Raw genomic sequence first — 26,582 nt, forward strand, 5'->3', positions numbered from 1 at the left:
GTCTCCTCGGACATCAGGCGTACCTGACACGGGGAGATTATACGCGAAGTCTGCGCTCGCGCCAGAGGCGAGACCGAGACCCGCTACAGACCCGACCCCGGGGCGCCCATAGGCCGCTGACCGCTGTCGGCTTCCAGACACTCCCTGCCCCCGATTCCCAACCCCTGGCCCTTCTGCTTGGTCCAAGTTCGTCCGCAGATCATGAAACCATCCATGCTCGATTCGTCTAAGTATCGTCATAGGCTACTGCAACTGGCTGTTCGTCTGGTATCGATTCCGGGCGTGCGACTTCTGTTCGGACCCTGAGCGGTTCGAGCAGCACGGCTCAGCACTTCTTCATCCTGTCCGGAGCCACGCTCAGCCAGCCCTCACCGGCCCTGTCGATCAGTCCGCCGGTCTACGCGGCGCTAGAAACGGCGAACCGCAAGTCGTGGGGACTGCAGCCGCGGTCGCGGCTGCTACTCTACTACATCCTCAGGCTTCTGTTTCTGCTTGCACTCCTCACACTTTTCACCCCAGGTTGGCTCGCCCCGATGGATCTCGTAGTCGAAGGTCGGCCACTTGGAGCAACCGTGCGCCCAGTGCCAGACATGCGTGTCTTTCTTCAATCGATACTCAATCACGTCTACCTCCCGCTTGGCTTCGTTCTAATCTAACTTGAGGCGTATCGATGTCAAGTCGGGAGGCAGCAGAGGCAAGCAGCAGGTGGGAGACAAGAACCAGGAAGGCGAGAGCGACGGGCTAGCGGAAGCGCGGCCAGAAGGCTGGTACCGACTCGGTGTAGGTCTTGAACTCGGACTTGAGCAGGTCGCTCAGGCGCGCGTCTTCGCTTCTTGTCTGCGTGAGCAGCAGCGGCAGGCCGACCGCAGCGGCGAGTACCAGTCCGCCCCAGGACCGGAAGACCAGTGCTGCCCCGACAAGCTGGATGAAGGTGGCGAAGTAGCGCGGATGACGAACGAACCTCTGGAACCTGAGTGCGACGAACCGCTTCTCCGGCAGGAGCAGCGTCTCTTCTTTGCTTCCCCGGGCAGGGGGTCTTACCTGTGCGATTCCGAGCAGGGCGAAGAGCGTGCCGAGCCGCAGATAGGTTCCGAGGCCAAACACGGCGAGGCCAAGCAACCCGGTGACCACTGCGGGAACAGGAATCTGTGTCCAATGCCACCAGATGAAATCCCCGGCGAGGTAGGCAAAGAATGGGTAGACGAAGAAGGCAAAGACGCCTCGCCATAGAGCCGAGTGCTCGACCACTCCGGACTGAAAGAAGGGCGAGCCGAAGTAGTACTCGATCGACAGCCAGAGGACGAAGAGGTAGGCGAACAACGTCGGCAGAGCCATGCGGTCGGGTATCGCATCCCGGAGGAAGTTGGTGAAGAAGAAGAGAAAATAGAGGGTCACAAGCGCCGTCCAGAGGAAACGGCCCGGTTTGAATCTCTTGACGAAGCTGCTCATTTGCCTTGGCGTGATTCTAGGATGTCCCGGCAGATTGTCCAGAACGGCCGGGCAGAGAGTTCAAAACCCGGTTTGGCCAGGTCGGGGTGACGCTGCAGATACTCGACAGTAGTCGCGATGCGGCTGGATTGGCCGCGGGGCAGCCTGGAGCGTGAGAGCCCGGACCGGAGTACGAGTTCCTGCGGCCAGACGGACAGGGCATCGTTTGGAACGGTGAGGATCGCCAATCGACCCGCGTCTCGCAGCAGGGCAACGAGAGCGCCCACATTATCAGGTGCTCTGAAGTCGCTGATGAAGAGCGAATCACAGAGGAACCCGTCGGCCAGCTTCGCGGCCAGCACGCCTTGTATCAACGCACCGGTCAGGCGCTCCGGGTCCCAGGGCACGGCTGGCGGCACGATGATGCCAGCGGCGAGAGAGTCGGTCCCAGCCATGACGGAATCGAGGACTCGAGCGACTGAGGAGTCGGGCTTGAGTTCGCCGATGCTCACGGTCGTTCGGGTCAGGCGGCCGGCGTCCGGGCTGATATCGTAGCAGTTGATGCGGGTAGTGTCGCGCGACGGGTTCACCTCAAACCCGTTTGACCCACTCGTGTTGACCGTGAAGTCCGCTCTCCACATCAACCCGCTGGAGTGAGGTTCCGCCATGATCCCCACCAGGTCAGCTCGCTGCCGCATCAGTGCCACTGCCTTGCCAACCGCCAGGTCCGGTGTAGCGTACCTGACCCCGGAAATGTGCTTCAGGACGGTGCCCGAGTCCATGGCGATGCCGGCGACAGCCAGAATCGACGGGCCGCTCTTTCTGACCATGAACGGATGGCCGATGGTCTGGCCGGACTCGTCCAGCAGGCTCGCAGACAAGGAGTAGTACCGGCCCTTCGCGACAATCTCGGTCAGCCGCGGCAAACCGAACGATAGCCACTCCGGAGTCAGAACTACCGCGTCAACGCCGGCGCGACTGAGGATGGACACCTGAGCGGCCCCATCGCTGACGGCCTGCAGTACGTTGTCGGCAAATGGATCACCGGTCACGAGCCAGAGCGTCGGGCTGACTGCCTGACGTGCCCTTACCGCTGCGGCATAGACCGGGAACCGGTCGAGCCGCGCGTCGGTCACGAACATCCGCACCGGCCGCTCGGCCGCGAGCGTAGCCCTTCTGGCACACTGCAGGGAACCAATAGCCAGCAACAGGCTGCATGCGGCCAGCAGCGACCGGGCGCTGCACCGCGCCCGCTCAGCGGCGTACGGCTTGCTAACGTCCTTGGTGCTTGGCGAGGGACGTATGTCCGTAGGAGGCTACTGCTTCTCAGCCGGGGGCTGAGATTCCTCTTCGATGAGCGCGACGTCAACGACCGCGTCGCCCTTGTCGACTGCCATCACTCTGACTCCGGTGGTGGAGCGGCCGCATTTGCGGATCTCCGAGCAGTTGACCCGAATGACGATGCCTTGCTTTGAGGTGAGGATGACCTCGGACGACTCGCTGCAGGACTTTGCCGCGGCGAGTCGGCCGGACTTATCGACTGGTTTGGCCGCGATGATGCCGGAGCCGCCTCGGCTCTGGACACGGAACTCCTCGAAGACGGTCCGCTTGCCGAAGCCGCTCTCGAACACGGTCAGGAGTGACTGGTTCTCACGGACGATTACGGCACCAATGACCGAATCACCCTTGCCTAGTCGGATGCCGCGCACGCCGGCCGCCGTGCGGCCCATGTCGCGCGAGTCCTTCTCGTGGAACCGGATGGACTGCCCGTCGCGGGTAACAAGCAGGATGTCGTCCGAGCCCGAGGTAAGCAGTGTTGCGACCAGCGAGTCGCCCTTCTCGATGCCCATGGCGATAATGCCCTTGCGTCGCGGGTTGGCGAACTGGTCGAGGGTGACCCGTTTGATCTTGCCCTGCCGGGTGACGAAGAAGACGAACTGCCTGGCTGCGAAGTCGCGCACCGCAAGGTAGGAGGTTGTCGCCTCATCCTTCTCCATCTCAACCAGGTTGGCGATTGAGCGCCCTTTGGCAGCATGCGAACCCTCGGGTATCTCGTAGACCTTCTGCCAATAGCAGCGCCCCTTGTCGGTGAAGAACAGCATGTAGTCGTGGGTTGAGGCGATGAACAGCCCTTCGACAAAGTCCTCTTCCTGCACGGAAACTCCGGTCCGTCCCTGACCACCTCTCCCCTGGCGGCGGTAGACCGAGACCGGCATCCGCTTGATGTAGCCGCGGTGCGTCACCGTGACGGCCATGTCCTCTTCCTTGATGAGGTCCTCGATCGAGAACTCCTCGGCCTCGCCGCGGACGATCTTGGTGCGACGCTCGTCCGCGTAGCGCCGCTTCACTTCCAGAAGCTCGCTGCGGATTTCGCCCATCATGGCGTTGCGCGAATCAAGCAGGTTCTTGAGCCGGCTGATCTCCTTGATGAGGTCCTTGTACTCGGCGTCGATCTTCTCCCGCTCCAGTCCGGTGAGTCGGGCCAGGCGCATCTCCAGGATGGCATCGGCCTGGCGTTCGGACAGCTTGAACTTCGCCATCAAGCCCTGGCGCGCAGTATCGGTGTCCTTTGACTTCTTTATCAACTCGATGACTGCGTCGATGTTCTTCAGGGCAATCTTCAGACCCTCAAGGATGTGGGCGCGGTCCTCCGCCCGCTTCAGTTCGAACCGGGTCCGCCGCGTCACGGTTTCGAACCGAAACTTGAGGAACTCCTCAAGCAGCGCCTTCAGTCCCAGCGTGCGGGGCTGGCCGTTCACCAGCACCAGCAGGATGATGCCGAATGACGACTGCAACTCGGTGTGTTTGTAGAGCTGGTTAAGCACGACTTCCTTCACCGCGTCGCGTTTCAGGTCGAGCACAATCCGCATGCCGTCGCGGTCCGATTCGTCCCTGAGGTCGGCAATCCCCTGAACCTTCTTCTCTCGCACCAACTGGGCGATGCGCTCGATGAGGGTCGTCTTGTTGACCTGATAGGGAATCTCGCTGACGATCAGCCGGTCCTTGCCGGCCTTGACCTCTTCGAAAGTCACCGTGCCTCTGAGCATGATGCTGCCGCGACCGGTCTCGTACGCCTGCCTGATGCCTTCGACTCCGACTATGGTCGCGCCGGTCGGGAAATCCGGCCCGCGCACCTTCTTCATCAGTTCCTTGCTCTCGATCCTCGGGTCGTCGACCAAGAGCACCAGGGCGTCAATCAGCTCGCCGAGGTTGTGGGGCGGGATGTTCGTCGCCATGCCGACAGCGATGCCGGCCGCGCCGTTGGCGAGCAGGTTGGGAAACGCCGCCGGCAGAACGGTGGGCTCCTTGAGCCGCTCGTCGAAGTTGGGCTGGAAATCAACCGTGTCCTTGTCCAGGTCGCTCAGCAACTCGGTGGCAAGCGGCGACAACCGGGCCTCCGTGTAGCGGTACGCGGCAGCCGCGTCACCGTCTATTGAGCCGAAGTTTCCCTGTCCGTGGACCAACGGATAGCGGAGCGAGAAGTCCTGCGCCATCCGCACCATCGCGTCGTAAACCGCGCTGTCACCGTGGGGATGGTACTTACCCAGCACGTCGCCAACCACCGTGGCCGATTTGCGCGTCGCCCGGGTCGGGATCAACCCCATCTCATTCATAGTGAAGAGGATACGCCGCTGGACCGGCTTCAGGCCGTCCCGGACGTCGGGCAGGGCGCGCGCCACGATGACCGACATGGCGTAGTCGAGGAACGACTTCCGGACCTCATCCTCGATGTAGACTGGTACTACGGAATCTTCGTGGGACACGCGCGGTAAATATAGCCGTATGACATTCGCAAGTCAAACGTTACGAGGGAGAACGGGTGTTCCGCCGCGAGTTGACAGTAACGGTGAAATGGCTATGATTTCGCTGACTCTGCAGCAGGTCTAAGGAGGACCACAATGCGAAGTTTCCGCAACTCAAGTCTGGCGATTATCCTGTTGACGGCGGCGTCGTGTGTGCCACTTGTCGCCCAGCAGATACCGCTTGACGCCCTTATGCGCGGTGGTCGAATACACTATGACGGCCAACGCTACGAACGCGCCAAGGAGCAGTTCACAAAGGCGCTGACTCAGTACGGAGCGACGGCTGACAACGTCGCGCTTGGCCAGATTGAGTTCTGGCTCGGTCTCTGTGAGGAGCAGTTGCGGAACCACGCCTCCGCCGCCGACCACTTCGTGACCGCGTTGGAAAAGGACACAACGCTTGTCACCAAGATCCGCACGGACGAACCCTGGCAGTACCTGTCCTGGACCGCACTCATCAGTGCGACCCGCGAGAGCTACAACGCCGAGGAGAACGATGCCGCGCTCAGGTACGCGCTGGTGGCCCTCAAGGTGGATCCCTCCAAGTCCCAGACCTATGCTCTCGTCGCGAACATCTACTCGGCGCTGGAGCGCTACGATGACATGCGCGCAACCGCCGACGACCTGCTGAAGCTGGATGCCGGCGCTCCTGAGGCACTGAGTCTGCTCGGGCTCTACTTTCTGCAGAAGCCGGACAGCCTCTGGCTGACAAAAGAGGCCAGGGCCGTACGTTGGGATTCGGCCGGATTCTTCTACGACGAAGCCATCGCACAATACGAGAAGCGCTTCGCCGCCGCCAAGGCAGACCTGTCCAAACAACTGAAGCTGACCGACTCGGTCCGCGTCGACCAGGTCGTCTCGAAACTGGTGCAGAAGAGCCGACTACTCGACCAGTCCGAACTGAAGCGCTATGTCGAGACAGACCTCGACGCGGCCAAGCAACTGGCCGAAATCGCCCAGACCGCAGGTCGACTCTTCTATGCCGCCAACAATCTGAACGTGGCCAGCTCGCGGGCCGGGACGGCTATGCTGCGTGCGGCAACCGAGACGCGAGCGGACACATCGGAGCGGTTCCGAGCAAAGGCCGAGGCTCTTTTCGGAAGCGCGGTCGAGTACGATTCCTCAGATTTTGCCTCGCTCTTCAACCTCGGCATAACCCAGTACCAGGGGAAGAAGGACAGCCTGGCTGAGCGGTCGCTGCAGACCGTGATCGACGGTGCAGTCGTGCCGGTGGGTATGTTGCCGCCGCCGTGGCTCGACTCGCTGCTCGCGCTGGTGACGCCGGAAGCAGCCGAAGCCGGCAACGTCCAGGTAACCGGCACGCTGGTCGAGAAGGTCGACTCGATTCTCGCTGCCAAGGGGAGGAAGAGTGTCGGCTTTGGCTGGCTCTACTTCCCTGACCTTAGGTCCCGCAAGCTCACCGGCCCGGCGGCAGTTGCCGACACTCTCGGTATGTTCCTGAGCCTCCAAACGCCGCAGCTTATCGAGCAGGCGTACCTGTGGCTCGGGTCGAGTCAGACCGGTCTCGCCACCACCCTTGCGGACGGCGGCAAGAAGGATGCAGCCAAGGCAGGTTACCTGCGGGCGATTGGCAACCTACTGATCGCTACCAAGATCGATCCCAACAACTCGGACGCGTTCCAGAATCTTGGCATATGCTACCGGGAGACCGACCAGAAGGACAAAGCACTGAGGGCCTTCGAGGCAGCGGACAAGCTGAGAAAGCAGGGCCGCTAACCGCAAGGAAGAAAAAAGCATGACCAAACTTCTCAACATCCTGATTGTGTTGCTGGCCGCCGTCCTGGTCTATGTCATTCTCTACCCGCAGATTCAGCAGAATCGACCGATTGAAGTCAGATTCGCCTGTGACAGCACGGTAACCTCCCTGCCGATACTGGTCGGCATCGATGAAAGCCTGTTCGTCAAGAACCGCATCAAACCGACCCTCGTCTTCTACTCTGACCCGGACCAGGCACTCGCCGACCTTTTTGCCGGCAAGGTTGACGTCGGTATCTTCACGTGGAGCGCGGTTTTCAAGCGCATCGCGACCAAGAACGAGACTCTCAAGGTCTTCATGAGCGAGGATTTCCGGCAGTCCCTGCCGGTGGATGCCATAGTCGCGCCGCTCAAATCACACGTGAAGACCGCGTCAGACATCCGAGGAAAACGGTTCATCTACCCACCCCAGGTACGTGACTACATACCGGTAATGCTCACCAATCTGGGAATCAACTCCGAGGAAGTCAAATTGGCGGAGGTTCCGTTTTCCTCCCTGTTACAAAAGTTGGAGGCCGGAAACTGCGATGCTGCCTGGGTGATCGAACCCCAGCTCTGCCCGCTGGATACGACGCAGTATCGGATTATCCAGTACAGCGCACTCCCGCGCTTCGTGGCTCAGCCGTTCCCCGGGGCGGCCATGGGGTTTGCCCCCAGGTTTCCGCAGACCTACCGACAAGGTCCGAAGCGGCTGAAGATCGCAACCGACGCAGCCATGGCCATCGTGGAGAACAAGTCCGATGTGGCCAAGCAGGTCCTGGGCAAGTACTTTCCATACTGCACCAAGTCCTGTGGTTTCTGCCGTCTTCCCGAACTTCAGCGCAGCACGGAGATAAACAAGCCTGCCGTCGCCGCCCTGGCCAGCCGGCTGAGGCTGACCGGCGTAGTGACGAGCGACATCAACACGCAGGGCATATTCCCGGACCCGCAGATATTTACGCGCTAGAAGACTTGGTTCGGTCGTGCTAGATGGGGGGTCGGCGGTCCCCTGCAACCCGAAACCCGCCTATGCGGGATCGAAAGAACGTCATGAGGCCGGACCGGGGCGAACAAGGTCCACTGGTCCGAAGCGTTGAAGGCTGGGTCTTGCGATGGTCGCCGCTGCGAACCCCGCCAGGACCGGAAGGTAGCAACGGTAAGCGGAATGGTGTCCAGTCGCAAGTCTGCCTGGCTGGAGCTGACGACCGATGCGACCCTCTCCCCGACCGGTCGAAGACGTCCGCACGACCGGACCTTCTGGATTGCCGGAAGATGCTGACAGAAGGCCGATTCCTCCTCCGGGTTCCGGGCGTCTGCGCTGCCCGTATCGCGGTGACACATCGTGGCAGGTGAAGTTCTCACGCTCAAGTATCGGCCGCAGCGATTGGCCGAGCTCCTGGTTCAGGACCACGTTCGCGACACACTCAGTAGGGCAATCGAGAAGAACCGGTTGGCCAATGCCTACCTGTTCTGCGGTCCGCGCGGAGTCGGCAAGACCACGACCGCCCGCATCCTCGCCAAGAGTCTCAACTGTCAGAAAGGCCCGACCGTCTCGCCCTGCGGAGAGTGCTCGGCGTGCGTAGCCATAACCGGCGGCCGCAGCCTTGACGTTATCGAGATCGACGGCGCCTCGAACCGTAAGATCGACGACGTACGGGAACTGAGAGAGAACATAAAGTACCTGCCGACTTCCGGACGCTACAAGATCTACATCATCGACGAAGTTCACATGCTCACGACCGAATCCTTCAACGCCCTGCTCAAGACCCTGGAGGAACCCCCGGCCCACGCCAAGTTCATCTTCGCCACCACCGCCGCCCAGGACGTCCCCGCGACGATTGTCTCTCGGTGCCAGCGCTTTGATTTCCGTCGCGCCACGCCGTCAGAAATCAGGAACAGGCTGGCCTGGCTTGCGGAACGAGAGGGAATCAAGGCCTCTGACGCGGCGTTGATGGCGATCGCCCGGCGTGCCGACGGCGCCATCCGGGACGGAGAGGGTATCCTTGACCAGTTGGCGTCTTTCCAGCCGGAGGGAATCGAGGTCAAGGACGTGGAGGAGTTGCTGGGCCTGGTACCCTCCGAGGTCTTTTTCGACTATGCGGATCTCCTGCTGGCCGGCAATGAACCGGGGCTGATGGGCTTTGTCGCGCGGCTCTTCGATTCCGGGTACGACCATCTCGAATTCTACTCAGGAGTGGTTCAGCACTTCCGCGACCTGCTGGCGCTGGAAATCAGCGGTCGTGAGTGCGGGCTAAGCCTGCTCCCCGATGAGATCGAGCGCATGCTCTCTCAGGGCAGGCGATTCGGCTGCGGTAGACTGCTGAGAATTCTCCACGCTGTTGCCGCCTACGAGGCCCAGGCCGCGTCCACGCAGTTTCCTCGGGTGCTGATAGAAGTCATGTCGCTGGAACTGGCGTCAGAACCGGCCGGCCTGCACGGACAGGAAGCACCCCGGAGCGCGCCCCCGGCGATCACTGCTGCCACGGTCGCCCGCGATCAACCCAGGACGCTGAAAGGCCTCTGGGCTGAGTTGCGCCTGCACACCAAGGCTCACCAGTCGATGCTGGCCGGCTTCCTGGAACTGGCCACGCCGGTCTCTCTCTCCGATGCTGCGCTAACCATCTCGCTGTCCGCGAAGCACAAGGTGGCGGCCGAGACTCTCCAGGCTGACCTGCGGCGAATCGAGGCCATCCTGGCCGAGGTCGCAGGCCGTCCGCTGAAGCTGGTCGTGGAGGTGTCGAGAAAGCCGTCAGCCGATCCGACCCGCGAGCGAGTCAGCAGGATTCTGGGCGAGGTGGAGGAAAGGGAGCAACATTGAAACGTTCCCTTGAGCAACTCGTCTCTTCGCTGGTCAAGTTGCCAGGAGTCGGCAGAAAGACGGCGCAGCGCATCGCCTTCTACCTGCTGAAACAGCCCGATGTCGCCCGCGAGATGGCGGGGTCGATCATCGAGGCCAGCTCCAAGCTTCGGCCATGCCCGATCTGCTTCAGTCTCACCGAGGAGCAGCAGTGCGATGTCTGCTCGGACCCGACCCGAGACCACTCCCTGGTCTGCGTGGTTGAGGAACCGGCTGATGTCCTCACACTGGAGCAGTCGGGTCAGCACCACGGGGCCTATCACGTGCTCGGCGGCATACTTTCGCCGATCGACAATGTCGGACCGGACGACCTGCACGTGGGAGAGCTTGTCTCCCGGGTGGCTTCCGGTGTACGCGAGGTGATCATAGCCACCAACCCCACAATCGAGGGTGAGGCGACCGCGATCTATGTCGCCGAACACCTGAAATCGACCGGCGTGCGAGTCACGCGGATCGCCCGGGGCCTGCCGGTCGGATCCGACCTCGACCTTGCCGATACCGAGACCATACTGCGGGCGCTTGAGGGCCGGCGTGAGCTGTAGACGGCTTGACCGTCTGGCCCGAGAACCCGGAGTTGAAGAGGCTCTCTACTGGAGGAACCAATGAACCTGACACTGACCGGACGCCACCTGGATATCACTCCCTACCTGAAGGCGCATGTGGACGAAAAGATGAAGAAGCTGGACCACTTCAATAGCCACATCATCAAAGCCGAGATTGTCCTCACCAAAGAGGGCGCCAAGGACGTCGCTGAAGGCAAAGTACACATGAGCCACACCGTGCTCGCCGCCAAGGGCCAGGGCAAGGACATGTACATCGCGGTCAACGACGTCATCGACAAGCTGGTCGCCCAGTTGCTTCGGCAGCAGGGCAAGTTCCACGATCGCAGGCGCTCCAATCACACCCCGCCTTCTTCTGATGGAATCTGAGACTCGGCCCATGAACGTCGCCGATCTCCTCGCTGAGAAACGGGAGGAGTGGAGTCTTGAAGTCGCTTCCGGCGGGCAGGGACTTGCCGCCAACGCCGTCGCCACCGGTGACATCAACCGACCGGGCATGGCGCTGGCCGGATACACGAAAGTCTTCCTGCGCGAACGCATCCAGATCGTCGGCAGCACCGAGTTGTCCTATCTCGCCACCATGACCCCGGAGTTGCAGCATGAGGCGGTGCATCGACTCTTCTCATTGCGCCCCCCCTGCGTCATCGTGACCAAGGGACTTAGTCTGCCGGAGGTCTGGAAGACCGAGGCGGACGAATTCAATGTACCGGTCATGACCACGCCGATGGATACGACCCCGTTTATCCACGCCCTGTCTGCCTTCATAGACTACCGGCTGGCGCCCAAGGATTTCGTCAACGGAGAACTGGTGGACGTGTTCGGCGTCGGACTTCTGATCACCGGCGACTCGGGAATCGGCAAGTCTGAATGTGCCCTCGACCTGGTCGATCGCGGACACCGACTGATTGCCGACGACCTCGTCAAAGTCCTTCGTCGCGGCACCGGCATCGTCATGGGCTATTCTGCGGCCCGAACGTCGGAACTGGCCCACCACATAGAGATCAGGGGCGTTGGCATCGTGGACGTCTACAGCCTGTACGGGGTACGTGCTATCCGGATTCAGAAACGCATCGAGGTCGAGGTGAAGCTAGTCCACTGGAAGCCCGGCATGGACTACGAGCGAACGGGCATCGAGGAGAAACTGACCGATATCCTGGGCGTCCGCATCCCGCGGGTGACCATTCCTGTCATACCGGGCAAGAACCTGGCGCTGGTTCTCGAGGTTATCGCCAAGAACCACATCCTGAAGGTCTTTGGCTACGAACCTGCCAAGGTCTTCGATGACGCGCTCACCTCAGTGATGAGCAAGTCCCCGAAGATCGACCCGTTCATCGCCGACGACCCGGAGTAAGGTAGGCCGGCTGTGGTCAGTGCGATCATCACCGGCCAGGGCGACCTGCCGCGAGCCCTGTTGGAGGCAGCGCGTGCCATCGTGCCCGATACCGAGGGCGTCCGCACACTCTCCAATCTCGAATGCCCGATCGGGGAATTGTGCGGAAGGCTTGACCAGGCGATAGAAAGCCTGCCCGAAGGCGACGTCGTGGTTTTCGCCGACATGCTCGGCTCGAGCTGTGCCAACGCCGGGACTGAAGTCAAGCGCAGCCACCCTCACGTCGCCGTACTCACCGGCACCAACCTGGCCATGCTGGTCCGGTTTCTCTATCACCGACGCAAGAAGCCGTTCAACGAACTGGTTCCGTTTCTGGTAGAGACCGGTAGGACCTCGGTCCAGGCAGTCGAGCTCTAGAGCCGGCGGGTCAGGGCACTGCGCCACACACTCTCAGCCTCGCTCAGACTCAGTCGTACGGCAACGTCTCCCCGCAACCCATCAATGATGAGCTCCGGGGCTTCCTGAGTTCGCCCCAGCGCCCGGCAAGGGACTCTGAGACCGGCAGCCAGGTCCTCAAAAGCTCCCCGCTCACGGGGTGATACCTCGCACAGAAACCGGCTGTTCGACTCGCTGAAGAGCAGGAAGTCGTCGCGCTTGAAACGCTGACTCCCGGGAACCTTGCGCAGCGCTATCCGCGCGCCGACTGCCGACGAGAAGCACATTTCAGCCAGCGCTATTCCGAGGCCACCGTCCGAGAGATCATGGCAGGCAGTCACGATGCCCTGGCGAATGGCACTGCCAATCACGACCAAAGTCCGGCGCCCCCGAGATGCGTCGACCTTCGGGACCTCGCGTCCCAGGCCTTGGTGACGACGGAAGTACTCGCTGCCCCCCAGTTCCTCAAGAGTCTCTCCCAGGATGTAGATGAGTGAACCTCCACCCTTGAGGTAAGGCGTGGTGGTGCGCGAAGCGTCCGGGATGACGCCGACGGCGGAGATGAGCAGCGTCGGCGGAATCGGGAGCGACTCGCCGGACTCGGACTTGAATTCGTTGTAGAGCGAGTCTTTGCCGGATATGAAGGGGACGCGGTACTTCCGTCCGATGTCGTAACAGGCCTCAGCCGCTCTGACCAGACCGGCAAGCTGGTCCGGGCGATCGGGACTGCCCCAGCAGAAGTTATCGAGCAGGGCGATCCGCTCGATATCGGCTCCGGCCGCGACGCAGTTGCGCAGGGCCTCGTCGATGGCCGACGCCGCCATCCAGTACGGATCAATCAGGCCGAACCGGGGGCACAGTCCGCACGCCACCACGCACCCGCGCGGGGAGCCTCGTACCGGCATCACCACGCAGGCATCGCTCGGGCCGTTGTTGTTCCGTCCGGAAAACGGCTTGAGCCCGGAAGTCCCCTGCACCTCGTGGTCGTACTGCCTGACGACCCACTCCTTGCTCGCGATGTTCGGGGCCTGCAGCAGCCTGAGTATCTCCCCGGTCAGGTCGAGCCCTATCGGCACCGAAGGGTCGGCGGTCTCCGGGCGCTGCCAATGTGCCTTCTTGGACGTGCCCCGCCAGCCTCGATGCAGGAATCCCATGTCGACATCCGCCACTTGGTGCCGCCGGAACTTGAGCACGAGCCGACGCTTGCCGGTCACCCTGCCGATCACCGTGGCCTCGACGTCATTCGCGGCAGCCAGTTCGAGCAACTCCTTGACCTTGTCCGGATCGGAGAAAACAACCATACGCTCCTGGGCTTCGGAAATCCAGATCTCGGCCGGTGACAACCCGGCATACTTCAGCGGCACGCGATCAAGCCACACCTCGCAACCCTCCTGGCTGGCGAGCTCGCCGATTGCAGAAGAAAGCCCTCCACCCCCGCAATCAGTAACGGTGCTGAACAACCCCCGGTCCCGGGCAGCGAGAATCAGGTCCGTCACCTTCTTCTCCTCAATCGGGTTGCCAATCTGCACCGCGCCGCCGGATATCTCCTCGGACTTCTGGTGCAGCTCGAGTGAAGCGAATGTCACGCCGTGGATTCCGTCCCGCCCGGTTCTGCCGCCGAGGAGGACGATTTGCTGGCCGGGTCGAACGTGCTTCTCGATCTTGTCCTTCGGAATCAGGCCCAACGTCCCGCAGAATACGAGCGGGTTACCGAGAAAGCCCGGATCGAAGTACACGGCTCCGTTGGCAGTCGGAATACCCATCCGGTTGCCGTAGTCACGTACGCCGGCAACGACACCCTTCATCACGCGGCGCGGATGCAGCACGCCCCGCGGCACATCCTCGGATCGGGTGTCGACCGGCGCAAAGCAGAATACGTCGGTGTTCAGGATCGGCTTGGCACCGAGTCCGGTGCCGAGGCAGTCACGAATGACTCCGCCGATGCCCGTCGCCGCACCTCCGTACGGCTCAAGTGCCGACGGATGGTTGTGCGTTTCAACCTTGAAGCTGACGCCGTACCGTTCATCGAACTCGATCACGCCGGAGTTGTCATGGAACACCGAAAGACACCATGGCAGGTTCAACTCCTGGGTCAGCCTGAACACCGTTGACTTGAGCAGGTTCTTCACCTTCCGGCCGTCGATGTCGATCACGCCTTTGAACGTCTTGTGCTGACAGTGCTCGGACCAGGTCTGGGCAAACGTCTCCAGTTCGACGTCGGTCGGGTCGCGGCCAAGACCCTCGAAGTACTTCTGCAGAGCCCGCATCTCGGCCCGGTTCAGAGCCAGGAGCCCGCGCCTGGAAAGCTCCACCAACTCCGGCGCGCTGAGCCCGCGCAGCTTCACTACGCCCTTGCGGAAACGGTATGGCCTGGTATGGACGAAGACCTGCTCGCCGGGTTTGGCCGTGTGCTGGATTACCGGGTTGACCAGCAACCCTTTGACTACCAGCCTTCGTGTCGAGTCGTCATTGCGTCGGCCCCGGCCGCCGCCGAATTCGAACTCATACGCACGGCCGCTGCGGATCTCAACGTGCTCAAAACCGAGGTCGGACAGCGACCGGGCGATGCTCTCCACGCTCGGGTCCATCACTCCCGGATTGTACAGGACCTCTGTGCCGGTGGACCCGACAGCCGCCGGCAGGACGCGGAAGCTTTCACAAACCGGGTCACAGAGCACCTCGGCGGCAATCCGTTCGGCTTCCGCCCTGCCAATATCACCCTCAAGGTAGTGCAGGCGCGTAATCCGGACATCGGCGGATTCGCCGCCCGCTATGTCCCGGATGTCGGACTCGAGCGCCTTGGCTTCGGGATCGGTTGTCGTCTTGGTAGTCTCTATACGCCAGAGCACAGGCCAAGATAAGCGAAACTCACTTTGAGTCAAGAAAGGCACGCTGGAGCGTGCCCGATGGAGAGACTAAGCTTGTCCGTTCCGCTATTCGCTGATCAGTTTCTCCAGTTCCTTGTCTAGCGAATCCTCACTGACCCGTCCGGCTCCCAGGCTGGAACGCGTGAAGGCGTTCACCTTCGCCCTCGTACTCACATACTCAGACCTGAAGCTGTCCGCCGCTGTCTTCCGGTTCTCTCGCTTGATGGAGTCCAGCGCGGCCAGGTCAACCTGCAGGACGGCGATAGCGCTGTCGCACTCGCGGCTCAGTGAATCCTGCAAAGGCGTGAAGTTATGCCGGAGCCGCTCCCGAGTCAGGCGACAGCGGGCCGCCAGGTTGAGGGTCTTCTTCCGATAGGAGGCGCGGAAGACTACAAGCGCGGTATCGGGAGGAGCAGTTCGCAGAGATGGAGGAAGCGGCTCGGGTTTGACGCCGCGGAAGCTCCTGACGACCACGAACAGCGCTACGGCCAGCGCCACCACGGCCAGGACCACTCCGACCGAGGTCGGCGTGCTACCCGTGCGCCGCCGCCCGGAATCCGGAGTCCGCTGTTCACTCACGACCCGTTACACCTCGCTGCCGGAAGACATCTGCACCCGCAAACGCATCATTATCCTTGACTATGGCCATGGTTCTGCTTTAATACGTGTGCTGATTGCGGGGTGGAGCAGCCCGGAAGCTCGTGAGGCTCATAACCTCAAGGTCGCTGGTTCAAATCCAGCCCCCGCTACTCCCCAACCTATCCCGTGCCCGCGCCGCCTGCCTTGGTGTGGCGCTTCGCGCGCATGACGGTGGCGCAGCGATGTCATCAGCACTGCTGGTTTCTCCTACTCCCGCTACTTCGCTCCCAGCACTTCTCTGTATTTCGTCAGGACGAACCAGTCCTTCTCTTCCAGCCTCCGCGCCGCGAGACTGATACGCAGGGAGTCATCAAGTACCGTGCCGCACGCCGCCACCGCCTGTATCCGTACGAAGTTGTCTGGGTTGGAGACATGGGAAGCGAATGTGGAACGGCAGCGGACCCGCAGGTCCTTGTCCGCTTGCGTGGTATCGAGCTTGGCAACCAGGGCACCGGCAGTCCTGAGCGCGTGCCCCAGCGCCACCGGTTTGAGGCCGGGCATGCCGGCCAGCAGCGGCTCGAGACTGGGCCGGCCCATGGCAACCAAAGCCGCCTCCGCCGCGGACCGGACCGTGAAGTACCGGTCCGCCAGCGTCCGAATCAGTTCGGGAACGGCAACCGGGTTCTTCAGCTTGCCGCACGCTTCGCTGGTGACAATCCGCGAGATCTCCATCTTGTCCTTCAGCAGGTATAGTACCCGCGGCACCACCAGCGAGTCACCGATGTCGCCGAGAGAGTAGACGCCCCGGCGCGGGCTGATCCGCTTCGCCTTGAGCGCGACGTAGACCGACTCCACCGCGTCGAACGCGCTCCGGCCCAGCTTGCCGAGGAAGTAGGCGCCGTTGTTCCGAGCCAGATACCGGTCATCCCGGAGCGCCTTGAACAAGTAGGGCTTCGCGGAATCAGGCCAGGCCTTGACAAGTACCTCTATCGCCTCGGATTCCAGCCCGTCCTTCGTGTCCATCTTCTTCTCGGCGACGTAGGCGAGCGCCTTCGGCCCGAGCTTGACCAGCTCCTTGCGCGCCCGCTCCACCTTCTTGATGACGTTCCCGACCCGCCACATCGAAGCGGTTTTGAACACGCTCTCGACCGGCGCGATATCTGTCGTGTCGATGCTCGCGAGCGAGGTGTCCACGTCCGGCTCGAAGTTCTCGACCGACGCCGGCCGGTCGAAGTCCAGGCCCGATCCGTAAGTACCCTTGGTCCAGAAGGCGCGTTCGGTCGCCACGTTCCGCTGGCTGTACTTGTCCGTACCCGCCAGGTCAGCAAAGATGCCCATGCCTCCGAATCCACGCGCGAAGTTGCTCGACCCCTGGCCCAGCAACGAGTCCTGGGTCACGTAGCAGTCGTTGCCGTCCTCGTCAATCAGGAACGCGGCCGAGTTGGTCAGGCCGATGCCCTGACCGCCGGAGCAGCAGTAGTAGTCGTCGCCTTTCCGGTCAACCAGCGCGCCGACCGACAGGTCGTGACCCTGGCCCTGAGCCGGACCCAGGCGCGTGATGTAGGTATCGCAGCCTTCCTCGTCAACGAGAACGCCGACCGACAGATGGATACCCGCGCCCTGCGTATACTGCGCCGCAGTGTAGTGGTCATAGCCTGACCCATCCCAGATCATGCCCAGGGAGTACCAGTAGCTGGTAGCCTGGCAGAAGACCTCGCCATCATAGAAGTCATTCCCGCTGCGGTCGCACAGAAAGGCCACACCGCCGCCCGCATCCGGCCTGCGCCCGATGGCAAACCCGTGCGAGAACGAACGGTACTCGTGCGGCAGCAACGGCACGTGCAGGTACTTGCCGCCGGCCCGGTACACGTCGTTACCTTCGAAGTCGGCTAGTGTCCCGGCCGCCCAGGTCGAGGCAAATCCCTGGCCGTAGCACCAGCAACGATAGCTGTCGTTGCCGCTATTGTCCGCGAGCAGAGCGTTCCCGAAGTCGCTCGCGCCCTGGGCGAAGAAACCGGCGTCGTACAGGTCAGTGCCGGCCAGGTCCCACAGGAGACCGGTGCCGAAGATGGACGCGCCCTGCGAATAGTGTTTAGCGCGGTATACGTCATCGCCCTGACAGTCGATGAGCACGCCCGCGCCGAACAAAGCTGCGCCCTGGCTGAACAGCCGGTCCGACCAGTAGTAGTCGTTGCCCGCCATGTCGAGCACCGTGCTGAACGGCTTGGACAGCATCCCGACCGCGCCACCCGCCCGGTTCATGTACCGGTCGTTCCCTCCCAGATCAATGATGATGCAGCAGTCATCGCGGTACACGTTGTCACCACGGTTGCCTACAATCACGGTCCCCCACTCCGACTCGGCTCGGAATGCGACACCACCATCAACGCCCGGTGCGGTCCGGGCCTCAGCCTCGTTCGCCATCGGCCACGGGCTGGACGCGACGAGCCTCCGCGCCTCAGCCGCGGCCATGGTCACGGCCAGCCCGGACATGGCCAACGCGTGCCGGTCGAGCTTGCGCACGTACACGCACAAGGTCTCGAGCTTGAACTGACGGCTAGTGTCATACTCCCTGCCGAATTCGCGGTGAAGCTTGCCGCTGAACGACTTCTCAAGCGAGTCGTCCTCGTCCTTCCAGAAGTCGGCGGCCTCGCCCAGCAGCCCGTCCAGTTCGTAGGGCGAGAGCTTCGCTACGGCCTGTTTCAGGTACTTGTCTCCGACCCGATAGCTGCCCAGCAGGAGATTGATGGGCCGGGCGAGCGCGCCGAGCGCTTCGGTGCCGGGCAACTGCTTCTTCGCTTCGGCCTCGACCTCGCGCCAGAGCTTTGCCGAGTCACCGGGAGTGATCCCGCAGTCCAGCACCCGCCACTGGTCGAGCATCTTCCCAGCCGGCAGCGACTCAAGCAGGATGGTGCGGGTCGCCGTGGACTCGGTGTATGCTACCACGTCCAGCGGATGATCGAGCAGCCGGTCTACCACCTTCAGTCTGAAGAAGCTGTCAACCGCCCACTGCTTGAAGAAACCCAGCTCCTCCACCTGCATGCCATTCGCATCCATCCCGAGCTTGATGGCGGACATGCTCAGCGAATCGATACCCTTGACCGCGGGCAGCGAATCCGCGGCCACAACCGCGGCCAGGGCCAGTGACAGAACCACGAGCAGCTTACGCATCTTTGTTCTCCTTAGTAGGCAGGTGAATCTATACCTGCTTCCGCGAATGTCAAACTCCCCAGACATGTGTTCGAGTGGCCCAGTGCTCAAGTGCTCCAGTGTCTGACTTTAGACCCATTCGGATCCTGGGGCTCTCTTGGTGTCTTTGTGTCTTGGTGGTGAAGTCCGGTTCCTTGCTCCCGTGATCTGCATTCTGGTTTCTGACTTCTGAGCTATCCGGTTCCTCACCTTGGTACCAGCCATTCCAGCGGATCGACCGACTTGCCGCCGACCCGGAACTCGAAGTGCAGCGTGTCTTCGGACATGGCAATGACGCCGCCCTTGGCCACCTTGCCGCCGACCTTCACCTTCACCTCGCTCAGCCTGGAATAGATGCTGTGGACCCGATTCCCGTGGTCGAGGATGACCATGCGGCCATAGCCCATGAAGATATCGGCGAAACTGACCGTACCCGAGTCAACGGCAACGACAGGACCTCCGTTCCTTGTGGAGATGTCGATCCCGGTGTTCTTGGTAACGGTCCCGTACTTCGGGTCGACAACCGTGCCGAACCGTGTAACTACCTGCCCCTGTGCCGGCCAGGGCAGAACCCCTCTCCTCTTGTCCACAACCGTCTTCAGACCGGGTTTGACTGCAACCGGCCTCGGCTGCGGTCTACCCCGGGCGTAGCGCGGGTTGCCGGTGTAGAACGCTCCACAACCTGCGACTATGAACATGGCGGTGGCAGTCAGAGCGAGAAGGCGTCGTGTCGCCGGCTCGCGCCGCACGCGGATACGCACCCACAGTTTCTATCCGATAACTGCGCCCAAGTCAACGCCGACTCAGACCCGAACCCCGGGCATCCGGCCGGTACTGCGCAGCGTGAGATGGTGAGCAGCCCGAACCAGGAACGCAGATCCACTGCAGACCATGCTTGAAGATCGTAACGACATTGGCGGGTCGGCCATAGGAACTGTGGCTTCAAGCCACCGGCAAGCAGGAGTAAGTGGAGATTCATTGACACCAGCCGTCACATCAAGGATAATGTCTTGTCTAGTCCGCCGGTCCGACTAAATCTGGAGGTATGTTCGTGCGAAAGATACTCCTGGTATCTGCTTTCTTCCTTATGCTCGCCTCGACAGGAGTGGCCTATGAGCTGCTGGCGAACGGCGATTTTGAACAGACAATCGATGTCGGCTGGGTCCAAGCGATCAAGAGCGAGGCCGGAACGTATCTCTTCGAGCGCGCGGACACATTCGGGCAGCCGACTTCGGGCTTCGCCGCCAAGGTCCACAAAGAGCTCGCCCGCTACGCGTCACTGCGACAGACGGTCGACGTACCCACTGCCGATCTGACGCTGAATTTCGATGCCCGGCTCAAGATCGGCGGCGGTTCGTCGACCTGCTGGCCGGTAGCCTCTGTTTGGATCAGGTACGCCGACGCGTCCGGGCTCGAACTCGGCAACACGCGCATATGCCTGAGCAGCGTGTACTCGACCTGGACAAACAGCGACACGGTCCACCTGATCGAGATAGCCGACACCACCGGTGCCTGGCACAGCTACACGCTCAACCTGAAGGATGAATTGACCACCAACCTGACGGGCATAAACCCGGACAGCGTGGCCAAGGCTACGATCGACCTGTACGCATACGACAACGGCACCTGAAGCGGCGGCTGGGCGGAAGTTTCCGCCGACAATGTATCGCTCTCCCCGACCGCTATCGAAGAGGGTCGCACTTCGCCCAACCTGAACTCAGAGGTTGTCGCGAGACCGAACCCGTTCACGACCGCCACGACGATACGCTGCGCCGCACCGCTGTCGCTCCGAGACGACCTGCGTCTCTATGACGCGGCCGGCAGTCTCGTACGCACGCTACCGGCAGGAGGTTCCCGCGTCCTCAGCGGCTACGGCCTCAAGCCGGGCGTATACGTCCTCCGCGCCGGAGAACAGAGCACGCGCATGGTAAGGGCCGCCGACTAGAGTCCTACTTCCTCGCTGCGCGGGCTCCCTCGGGAGCCCGCGCCCTTTCGCTGCCGGGTTTGCACCGGCGGCGACCCGAGCTATCATCTGATAATGTCACACTTGGTAGTCGGGGGCCGCGCGGCCCGTTCCGCTGGTTGCGCGATGATTGTCTGCGCGCTTCTAGCGGCTGTGGCGTCTTCTCAACCCATGAGCGGTATCTACCCGATCGGGTCCGGCGGGCCGGGAGTAGACAGCTTCGCGACGGTGCAGGCCGCGGCCAACGCGCTGAACGCACGTGGCCTGGGTGGCAATGTCGAGTTCCCGATAGCCCAGTTCGTCTATTCCGGGCCGGTCGCGCTCAGAAGCGTCGCTGGCAGCCGCAACTACACTACCAGGTTCCTGCCCAAATCAACCGGTGCGACTATCGACGCGGGCGGCGCGCGCTACGCATTCTCGGTTGAGAGCACGCACAACGTCACGGTTCAGAACCTACGGTTTCAAGGCGTGCGCGACACCGGCAGCGCCTGCATCCGGTTTGCCGATTCGGACTCGGGACTGGTCTGGACCTGCCGGATGGTTTCCGATTCCGCCGCGACCGGCCTGCGGGTGGACCGGGCCTTGAACTTCCGCCTCGACTCCTCACGCGTGCAGGGAGCGATGCGCGCGTCGGGAAGCCGGGGCATCGACTTCCGGGATTGCCGGTTCACCTGGGTCTACAGGTGCTCGATACTAGGCACGCTGAACACCGGTATCTCGATTGTCGGCGGCAACGACAACGTGACGATGATGACCGGCATCAAGACGGCAAGTGATACCGGGTACCGGGTCGTCAACTCGCCGCGGATGGCGGTGGATAACCTCGCCGTCCACGGACGTACCGACTACGGACTGCACATTCTCAACACTCCACTGGTGTGCATTGACAGCACGTTGATCTACGGTACGAACAAGCAGGCCGTCTACATCGAGTCCTGTGATTCTCTCAACTCGACGGCCCTCATGATGGCCGGGACGGCCGAACGTGGGGCGCGAGTCATCCGGTCCAGAGGCTGTAATTTCATGCGCCTGACAATCCAGAGCGGGCCAGTTCGCGGCCTCGAACTCGACCACTCGCCCAACTGCCTCGTGGACAGCTTGCAGGTCGTGAACGTGGACAGCGATACCGCCATCGGCGTCCTGCTCGACTCTGCGCCCGGCAGCGTGTTCCGCTGGGCGATGATCTACGGCAGCTACGGCACGGCGGTCTCGGCCAGTCAATCCTCAGGAAGCCGCTTCGTCCACGCGCGGGTGCACGGCGCTGCCGCAGATGCGGCTATCTCCTTCCTCCAGAGCAGCGGCGTGCGCGTGAGCCCCTGTTCGCTCATCTGCGATGCCCCGGTTTCGGTAGCACTGGGCGACAGCTGCAACGACGATACCCTTACGCGGATGACAGTATTGGGGACAACCGAGAAAGGCATCGTTGCGGCCGACTGCCGGGGTCTGGTGGTAGCCAACAACTGCCTGCGCGGTTGGACCCGCAGCGGCATTGAACTGGTTCACGCCCAGTCGCCGCGGATCTACTACAATACAATTGTCGGACCGGAGAGTGCGGGCTACGCAGGCGTCTACTTCTTCGCGGCAGAGGGAACGGGAGCCGAAGCTAAAGACAACATTGTCTGGAACCGGGGTCTCGGCTCTTCGGCCTGCTTCCGAGTCGACGGCCCATTCCCGTTCGCCCCCGGCGCCAGCGACTACAACGACCTGTACGCTTCAGGCGGCGGCAGCGTCGCCCGCGTGAACGACACGGTCTTTGCCGGGCTTGCCCAGTGGCGTGCGCATCCGGCTGCGCCTGACCCGCACAGCCTCTCACGCGACCCGCTATTCGTGCCCGGCGACAACTACCATCTTGCCGCCGCATCGCCCTGCCGCGACTCGGGAATCCCCATTGCCGGGTTCCTCTACGACCTCGAGCTCGACCAGCGCGACGCGCTCTCGCCCGACATCGGCGCGGACGAGTACACGCCCGGCGCGGTCAGTGAGGCGCAGCCCGCGGGCCGTCTCCCCCGCTTCGAGCTGCACGGCACTCCTGCCAGTCGAGGCTGTGCAACCCTGGTAGTGGGCCCCGGCATTTCCGGCCGTCTCGACGTAACGGTCATAGGTGTTGACGGACGTACCGTTCTCAAGCTCGGGATTCCCAACCCGGCCCCGCAAGAGAGGATTGACCTCAAAGGCCTTCCAACCGGGGTCTATCTTGTCAGAGTCGGCCCGGGCCGGGCCGCCGCTTTCAAGTTGGTGGTTCAGAGGTAAGCGGACACAGCCTGTCCGCGCTGTCGGGTTCGTTCCACGCCGCTACCCGATAGCCACACGACGACCGTTGTCAGGCAGCATCCAATCCGCCGGATGGTAGAGGAGTCCGGGAAAGTGACTCCTGTTCCTCGGCCCACTCCCCGGCATCGCCATCTTCCTCCCAAGCCGATTTGACACGATGAACCCGTCGGTCTAGACTGTCGGCATGCCGTCAGGCCTCCGCCCGGCTCCGCCAAGCGGGAAAGGAAACGCCGACCGGGTCCACGGACACTTCGTCTTTGACCGCCGGCGTGGGCGCGTCATCCCGCCGTCAGAACATGAACACAACGCGTAGCCTGCCGTCTGCTGCCGAGTGGCCGGAACAGATCCGTGCCGGCGTCCGTGCCGAGCGGGTCGAGATGGAGATCTCCGAGTTGTCCCGGCAGACGATAGCCGGTCCGGATGCAGCCAGCCGACCGGACGCCGATGGAACCCGATCTGCAGGTGACCGTCTTATCCTTGACGGAAGGCAACTGGCTGCGGCGCTGGAACGGGGAACCCGGGAACCGCAGCACCCGTTCCACGACCTGGGAGCCGAGTTCGCCTATCCCCTGGCCCCGCTGCTCAATGAACTGCGGGTCCAGGGAGGCCTGATGCAGCTGCTGGGCGATATCCTGAATGCCCCCGACGAACGACAGGGTCCGCAGCCGGACGCCCTGCTCCACCCGCGCTGGGCCGAGGCGCGCGAACTCTACGCCGAGGGCTGTGCCAAAGCCGCTGAGCTGCTCTTCCCGGAGGCGCTGGAGTGGCTGCGCAAAGCCGAGGACCGCTACCCCACCGACTTCTCAGTCCAGTTCGAAATCGGCTGGGTCTACCTCTACGGAGTGTCGCGCGACGACAGCGTGTTCGACCCGGTGGAGGCTGAGTCGCACCTGCGCCGCGCCGTTCGCTACGGCCAGGGCGCGGTCCGGCGCCGTCCGGAAATGGCTGCGCCGGCAGCCGAGGCGATGCTGCACCTCTCCATTGCCTGCCATCTGCTGGGGAGGACCGAAGAGGCGCTGGGGCTGAGCGTCGATGCGTGCAAGGTAAGCCCGAAACTCTCGCAGGCCTACTACCACCGGGCCAAGTACGCGTCACTGCTCGGCCGGACCGATGAGGCGGTGACCGCGACCGGCGGGGCGCTGGCCCTTGACCGGCGCTTCGCGCTGACCCTGGACTCGGACCTCGACCTGGCCCCGGTAGCTGTTGCCATGCGTCAGATGCTGGATGAACTGAAGGCCGAGGCCCGGCGGCGGGCGGAACGGGCCGTCATCCCCGGCTCGGAACTGGAAGGCATGAAGGCCGAGGCAGCCGCGCTCAAGACCCGGCTGGCCGGACTGGAGACGCGACTGCGCAACGTCGAAGCGCGGGCTGCAAGCTATCCGGCCGACTACGCCGAGATGCCGGGCGTCACGACCGATGTCAGGCGTTCGTTTGACGAAGAAGACCGGAACGCGCGCCGCGCGCTGGAGAGGCTCGGCCGGGTGGTGTCCCGCGCCGAGGCCTCGCTGGCCGAGGCCGAGACCATGTTCTCCCGCTGCCGAAGCCTGGCGGCCGATGACACGCTCTTCGCCCTGCAGGATGTGCTGCTGCTGGCGGGCGACGCGACGACGCCGCTGCGTCGGGCCACGGCCAACCTCGCCGATGCGGTCCAGTATACGCGGGCCGGCGATGAACACATTCCGCGCCTCGAGGGCCAGATGGGCGCCCTCGCAGCTGAGGCCGAAAAGAACCGCGCTGCCCGGCGCAACTGGGGCCTGAGGGACTTCGCTTCCCGGTTCGCCTGGCGGCTTCCCGGGTTCCTGATTGCCGGCGCCGTGGCCGGCGCCCTAATTCGGACCGGCCTCTTCTTCGCTTCCGGCCAGTTCAAGACCCTCGGGCTAGACGGAGTATTCTCTGCCGCGCCGGCAGCTGCCGGGCTGGGTGCGGCCGCGGGTGCGGTCGCGGCGGCATTCCGGGCGGTCCGCAGGTTCGGCCCGGCAAAGAAGTAGCGAACCACCGTGACGCCAGTGCGCCCGACCGGCACGTCACCCACGGAGTCTGCCAAGCTTCATAACTAACCGGAGTAGAGAATGGCCGAAGACCAATCCGCGGTAAGGTTCGTCAACGACCTGCTGGCGCGGGCCGTGGCCGAGAACGCGTCGGACGTCCACATTGAACCGCAGGAAAACCAGGTGCGGGTGCGGATAAGAGTGGACGGCATGCTCAGAGATACGGATCGCCCGCCCCTGGCGATGGGCCCGGCGATCACCGCTCACATCAAAGTGCTGGGCGACCTCGACATCTCCGAGAAGCGAATGGCGCAGGACGGAAGGTTCGACCTGCGCGTAGCCGCCCGCACCATCGACGTGCGTCTCTCCACCTTCCCGACCATCTACGGCGAATCGGTGGTGCTGCGGCTTCTGGACCGGGCGCAGAAACCGCTCTCTCTCACCGAGTTGGGCATGGGCGCGGGCATGGCTACCGAGTTCGAGAAACTCTTCCGCCAGCCGCACGGAATCCTGCTCGTGACCGGGCCGACCGGTTCGGGAAAGACCACGACCCTGAACACGGTTCTGCATGACATCCGCTGCGAAGAGAAGAACATCGTCACCATCGAAGACCCGGTCGAGTACCGGCTGGGCGGGATCCGCCAGTGCCAGGTGAACCGCAAAGCCGGGATTACCTTCTCCGAAGGGCTCCGCTCCCTCCTCCGCCAGGACCCGGACATCATCATGGTGGGAGAGATCCGCGACTCCGAGACGGCTGAGATCGCCTTCCAGGCGGCGCTCACCGGCCATCTCGTCCTCTCCACCCTGCACACCAACGACGCGGCCGGCGCCCTGACCCGCCTGGTGGACATGAAAGTCGAACCCTTCCTCATCTCCTCGAGCGTGCTCGGCGTGCTGGCCCAGCGGCTGGTGCGCCGGGTCTGCAAGCGGTGCGCGGAGTCGTACGTGCCGCCCGAACCGATCCTCCGCCGCCTCGGCGCTCAGTCGGGCGCCAAGTTTAAACGCGGCGTCGGCTGCCCGGAGTGCAACGACCTCGGCTACCGCGGCCGCATCGGCATCTACGAACTCCTGCCGTTGGATTCGACGATTCGCCGGATGGTGATGGAGAACAAATCGGCCGACGACATCAAACAGCTTGCGGTCAAGATGGGCCTGGTACCCTTGCGGGAAGACGCGGCGGCCAAGGCTCGCGCCGGGCTGACCACAGCCGAAGAAGTCATCCGCGTCACTCAGGACGCGCCGGTCTAGGTCGGCAAGACACCCCTGTAGATAGTCGCGGGCGGGGTCCGGCAGCGGAACCCCGCCCGCATAGCAGACCGAGCCGTTACGGTGCAACCGGCGCTACCACGTTGAAGACGTCGGTGCGGATGGCCTGCAACACGGCCTCGGTCAGGCCGCGCGCCTTCCACTTCGCCACCTGCACCGCCGCTTCCTTCGACATCGTTTCGCCGGAGATGTCCTTGCGCGTCAGCGCCCACATCTCCCGGCCGAAGCAGAGGTAGAACGGCAGCTGGATGACCGAGACGCCGGCGCCGTCGCAGACCTGCTTGACCTGCA

Annotated in this window: 19 protein-coding genes, 1 tRNA gene and 1 other RNA gene; 14 read left to right on the forward strand and 7 right to left on the reverse strand. The window is 62.9% G+C overall.

From position 1 onward, the window contains the following. Positions 1-741: 741 nt before the first annotated feature. The 3 genes from FJY68_04745 to gyrA form a co-directional block, all read right to left on the reverse strand. Positions 742-1,449, reverse strand: a complete 708-nt coding sequence (locus FJY68_04745) for a hypothetical protein (protein MBM3331147.1) — start codon at positions 1,447-1,449, stop codon at positions 742-744. Then, positions 1,446-2,636 (reverse strand): hypothetical protein, encoded by a 1,191-nt coding sequence (locus tag FJY68_04750; protein MBM3331148.1) that lies wholly within the window; start codon positions 2,634-2,636, stop codon positions 1,446-1,448. Before FJY68_04750 ends, FJY68_04745 begins: the two co-directional genes overlap by 4 nt. Before the next feature lie 108 nt (positions 2,637-2,744). Then, on the reverse strand, positions 2,745-5,192 hold the full coding sequence (gene gyrA / locus FJY68_04755) for a DNA gyrase subunit A (protein MBM3331149.1): 2,448 nt from the start codon (positions 5,190-5,192) through the stop codon (positions 2,745-2,747). Positions 5,193-5,327: 135 nt separating this feature from the next. Between gyrA and FJY68_04760 the strand changes: the two genes are divergently transcribed. From FJY68_04760 to FJY68_04795, 8 genes are all read left to right on the forward strand, one after another. Then, on the forward strand, positions 5,328-6,968 hold the full coding sequence (locus FJY68_04760; protein ID MBM3331150.1) for a hypothetical protein: 1,641 nt from the start codon (positions 5,328-5,330) through the stop codon (positions 6,966-6,968). Positions 6,969-6,987: 19 nt separating this feature from the next. Then, positions 6,988-7,953, forward strand: coding sequence for a hypothetical protein (locus tag FJY68_04765; GenBank protein MBM3331151.1), 966 nt, complete (start codon positions 6,988-6,990; stop codon positions 7,951-7,953). A gap of 14 nt (positions 7,954-7,967) precedes the next feature. Next, an RNA gene (gene ffs, locus FJY68_04770) (signal recognition particle sRNA large type) lies at positions 7,968-8,234 on the forward strand. Positions 8,235-8,325: 91 nt separating this feature from the next. After that, entirely contained in the window at positions 8,326-9,804 is a 1,479-nt protein-coding gene (dnaX, locus tag FJY68_04775) for a DNA polymerase III subunit gamma/tau (GenBank protein MBM3331152.1), read from the forward strand. After that, positions 9,801-10,385: a recombination protein RecR gene (gene recR, locus FJY68_04780; GenBank protein ID MBM3331153.1), complete on the forward strand. Its 585-nt coding sequence runs from the start codon at positions 9,801-9,803 to the stop codon at positions 10,383-10,385. Before dnaX ends, recR begins: the two co-directional genes overlap by 4 nt. Before the next feature lie 60 nt (positions 10,386-10,445). Further along, positions 10,446-10,772 (forward strand): ribosome-associated translation inhibitor RaiA, encoded by a 327-nt coding sequence (gene raiA / locus FJY68_04785; GenBank protein ID MBM3331154.1) that lies wholly within the window; start codon positions 10,446-10,448, stop codon positions 10,770-10,772. Then, positions 10,762-11,754 carry an HPr(Ser) kinase/phosphatase gene (hprK, locus tag FJY68_04790; protein ID MBM3331155.1) on the forward strand — a complete coding sequence of 331 codons (993 nt, stop codon included), beginning with the start codon at positions 10,762-10,764 and terminating at the stop codon, positions 11,752-11,754. The genes raiA and hprK overlap by 11 nt, the downstream gene beginning before the upstream one ends. 12 nt (positions 11,755-11,766) lie before the next feature. Next, a complete protein-coding gene (locus FJY68_04795) occupies positions 11,767-12,150 on the forward strand; it encodes a hypothetical protein (protein MBM3331156.1) in 384 nt (127 codons plus the stop codon). Here FJY68_04795 and purL read toward each other — a convergent pair. Beyond that, a complete protein-coding gene (gene purL, locus FJY68_04800; GenBank protein ID MBM3331157.1) occupies positions 12,147-15,017 on the reverse strand; it encodes a phosphoribosylformylglycinamidine synthase subunit PurL in 2,871 nt (956 codons plus the stop codon). The genes FJY68_04795 and purL overlap by 4 nt on opposite strands. A gap of 84 nt (positions 15,018-15,101) precedes the next feature. Next, on the reverse strand, positions 15,102-15,614 hold the full coding sequence (locus FJY68_04805) for a hypothetical protein (GenBank protein MBM3331158.1): 513 nt from the start codon (positions 15,612-15,614) through the stop codon (positions 15,102-15,104). A 96-nt stretch (positions 15,615-15,710) separates the two neighbouring features. On the opposite strand from FJY68_04805, the gene FJY68_04810 reads away from it, so the two are divergent. After that, a tRNA-Met gene (locus tag FJY68_04810) sits at positions 15,711-15,784 on the forward strand. A gap of 106 nt (positions 15,785-15,890) precedes the next feature. On the opposite strand, the gene FJY68_04815 is transcribed toward FJY68_04810, so the two are convergent. Further along, entirely contained in the window at positions 15,891-18,785 is a 2,895-nt protein-coding gene (locus FJY68_04815) for a HEAT repeat domain-containing protein (protein MBM3331159.1), read from the reverse strand. Positions 18,786-19,009: 224 nt separating this feature from the next. Next, complete coding sequence (locus FJY68_04820) at positions 19,010-19,564, reverse strand: hypothetical protein (GenBank protein ID MBM3331160.1); 555 nt, start codon at positions 19,562-19,564, stop codon at positions 19,010-19,012. A gap of 290 nt (positions 19,565-19,854) precedes the next feature. Between FJY68_04820 and FJY68_04825 the strand changes: the two genes are divergently transcribed. The 5 genes from FJY68_04825 (at position 19,855) to FJY68_04845 (ending at position 26,273) form a co-directional block, all read left to right on the forward strand. Then, positions 19,855-20,433, forward strand: a complete 579-nt coding sequence (locus tag FJY68_04825) for a hypothetical protein (protein MBM3331161.1) — start codon at positions 19,855-19,857, stop codon at positions 20,431-20,433. Between the two features lie 54 nt (positions 20,434-20,487). Continuing rightward, positions 20,488-20,748, forward strand: a complete 261-nt coding sequence (locus FJY68_04830) for a T9SS type A sorting domain-containing protein (protein ID MBM3331162.1) — start codon at positions 20,488-20,490, stop codon at positions 20,746-20,748. A 93-nt stretch (positions 20,749-20,841) separates the two neighbouring features. Further along, positions 20,842-23,016, forward strand: coding sequence for a hypothetical protein (locus FJY68_04835; protein MBM3331163.1), 2,175 nt, complete (start codon positions 20,842-20,844; stop codon positions 23,014-23,016). Positions 23,017-23,333: 317 nt separating this feature from the next. Next, positions 23,334-25,025, forward strand: a complete 1,692-nt coding sequence (locus FJY68_04840; GenBank protein MBM3331164.1) for a hypothetical protein — start codon at positions 23,334-23,336, stop codon at positions 25,023-25,025. 81 nt (positions 25,026-25,106) lie between these two features. Then, positions 25,107-26,273: a type II/IV secretion system protein gene (locus tag FJY68_04845; GenBank protein MBM3331165.1), complete on the forward strand. Its 1,167-nt coding sequence runs from the start codon at positions 25,107-25,109 to the stop codon at positions 26,271-26,273. Positions 26,274-26,582: the final 309 nt, after the last annotated feature.

It is taken from the genome of candidate division WOR-3 bacterium, from assembly GCA_016867815.1.
Taxonomy (GTDB): Bacteria; Hydrothermota; Tepidihabitantia; order Tepidihabitantales; family Tepidihabitantaceae; genus UBA2258.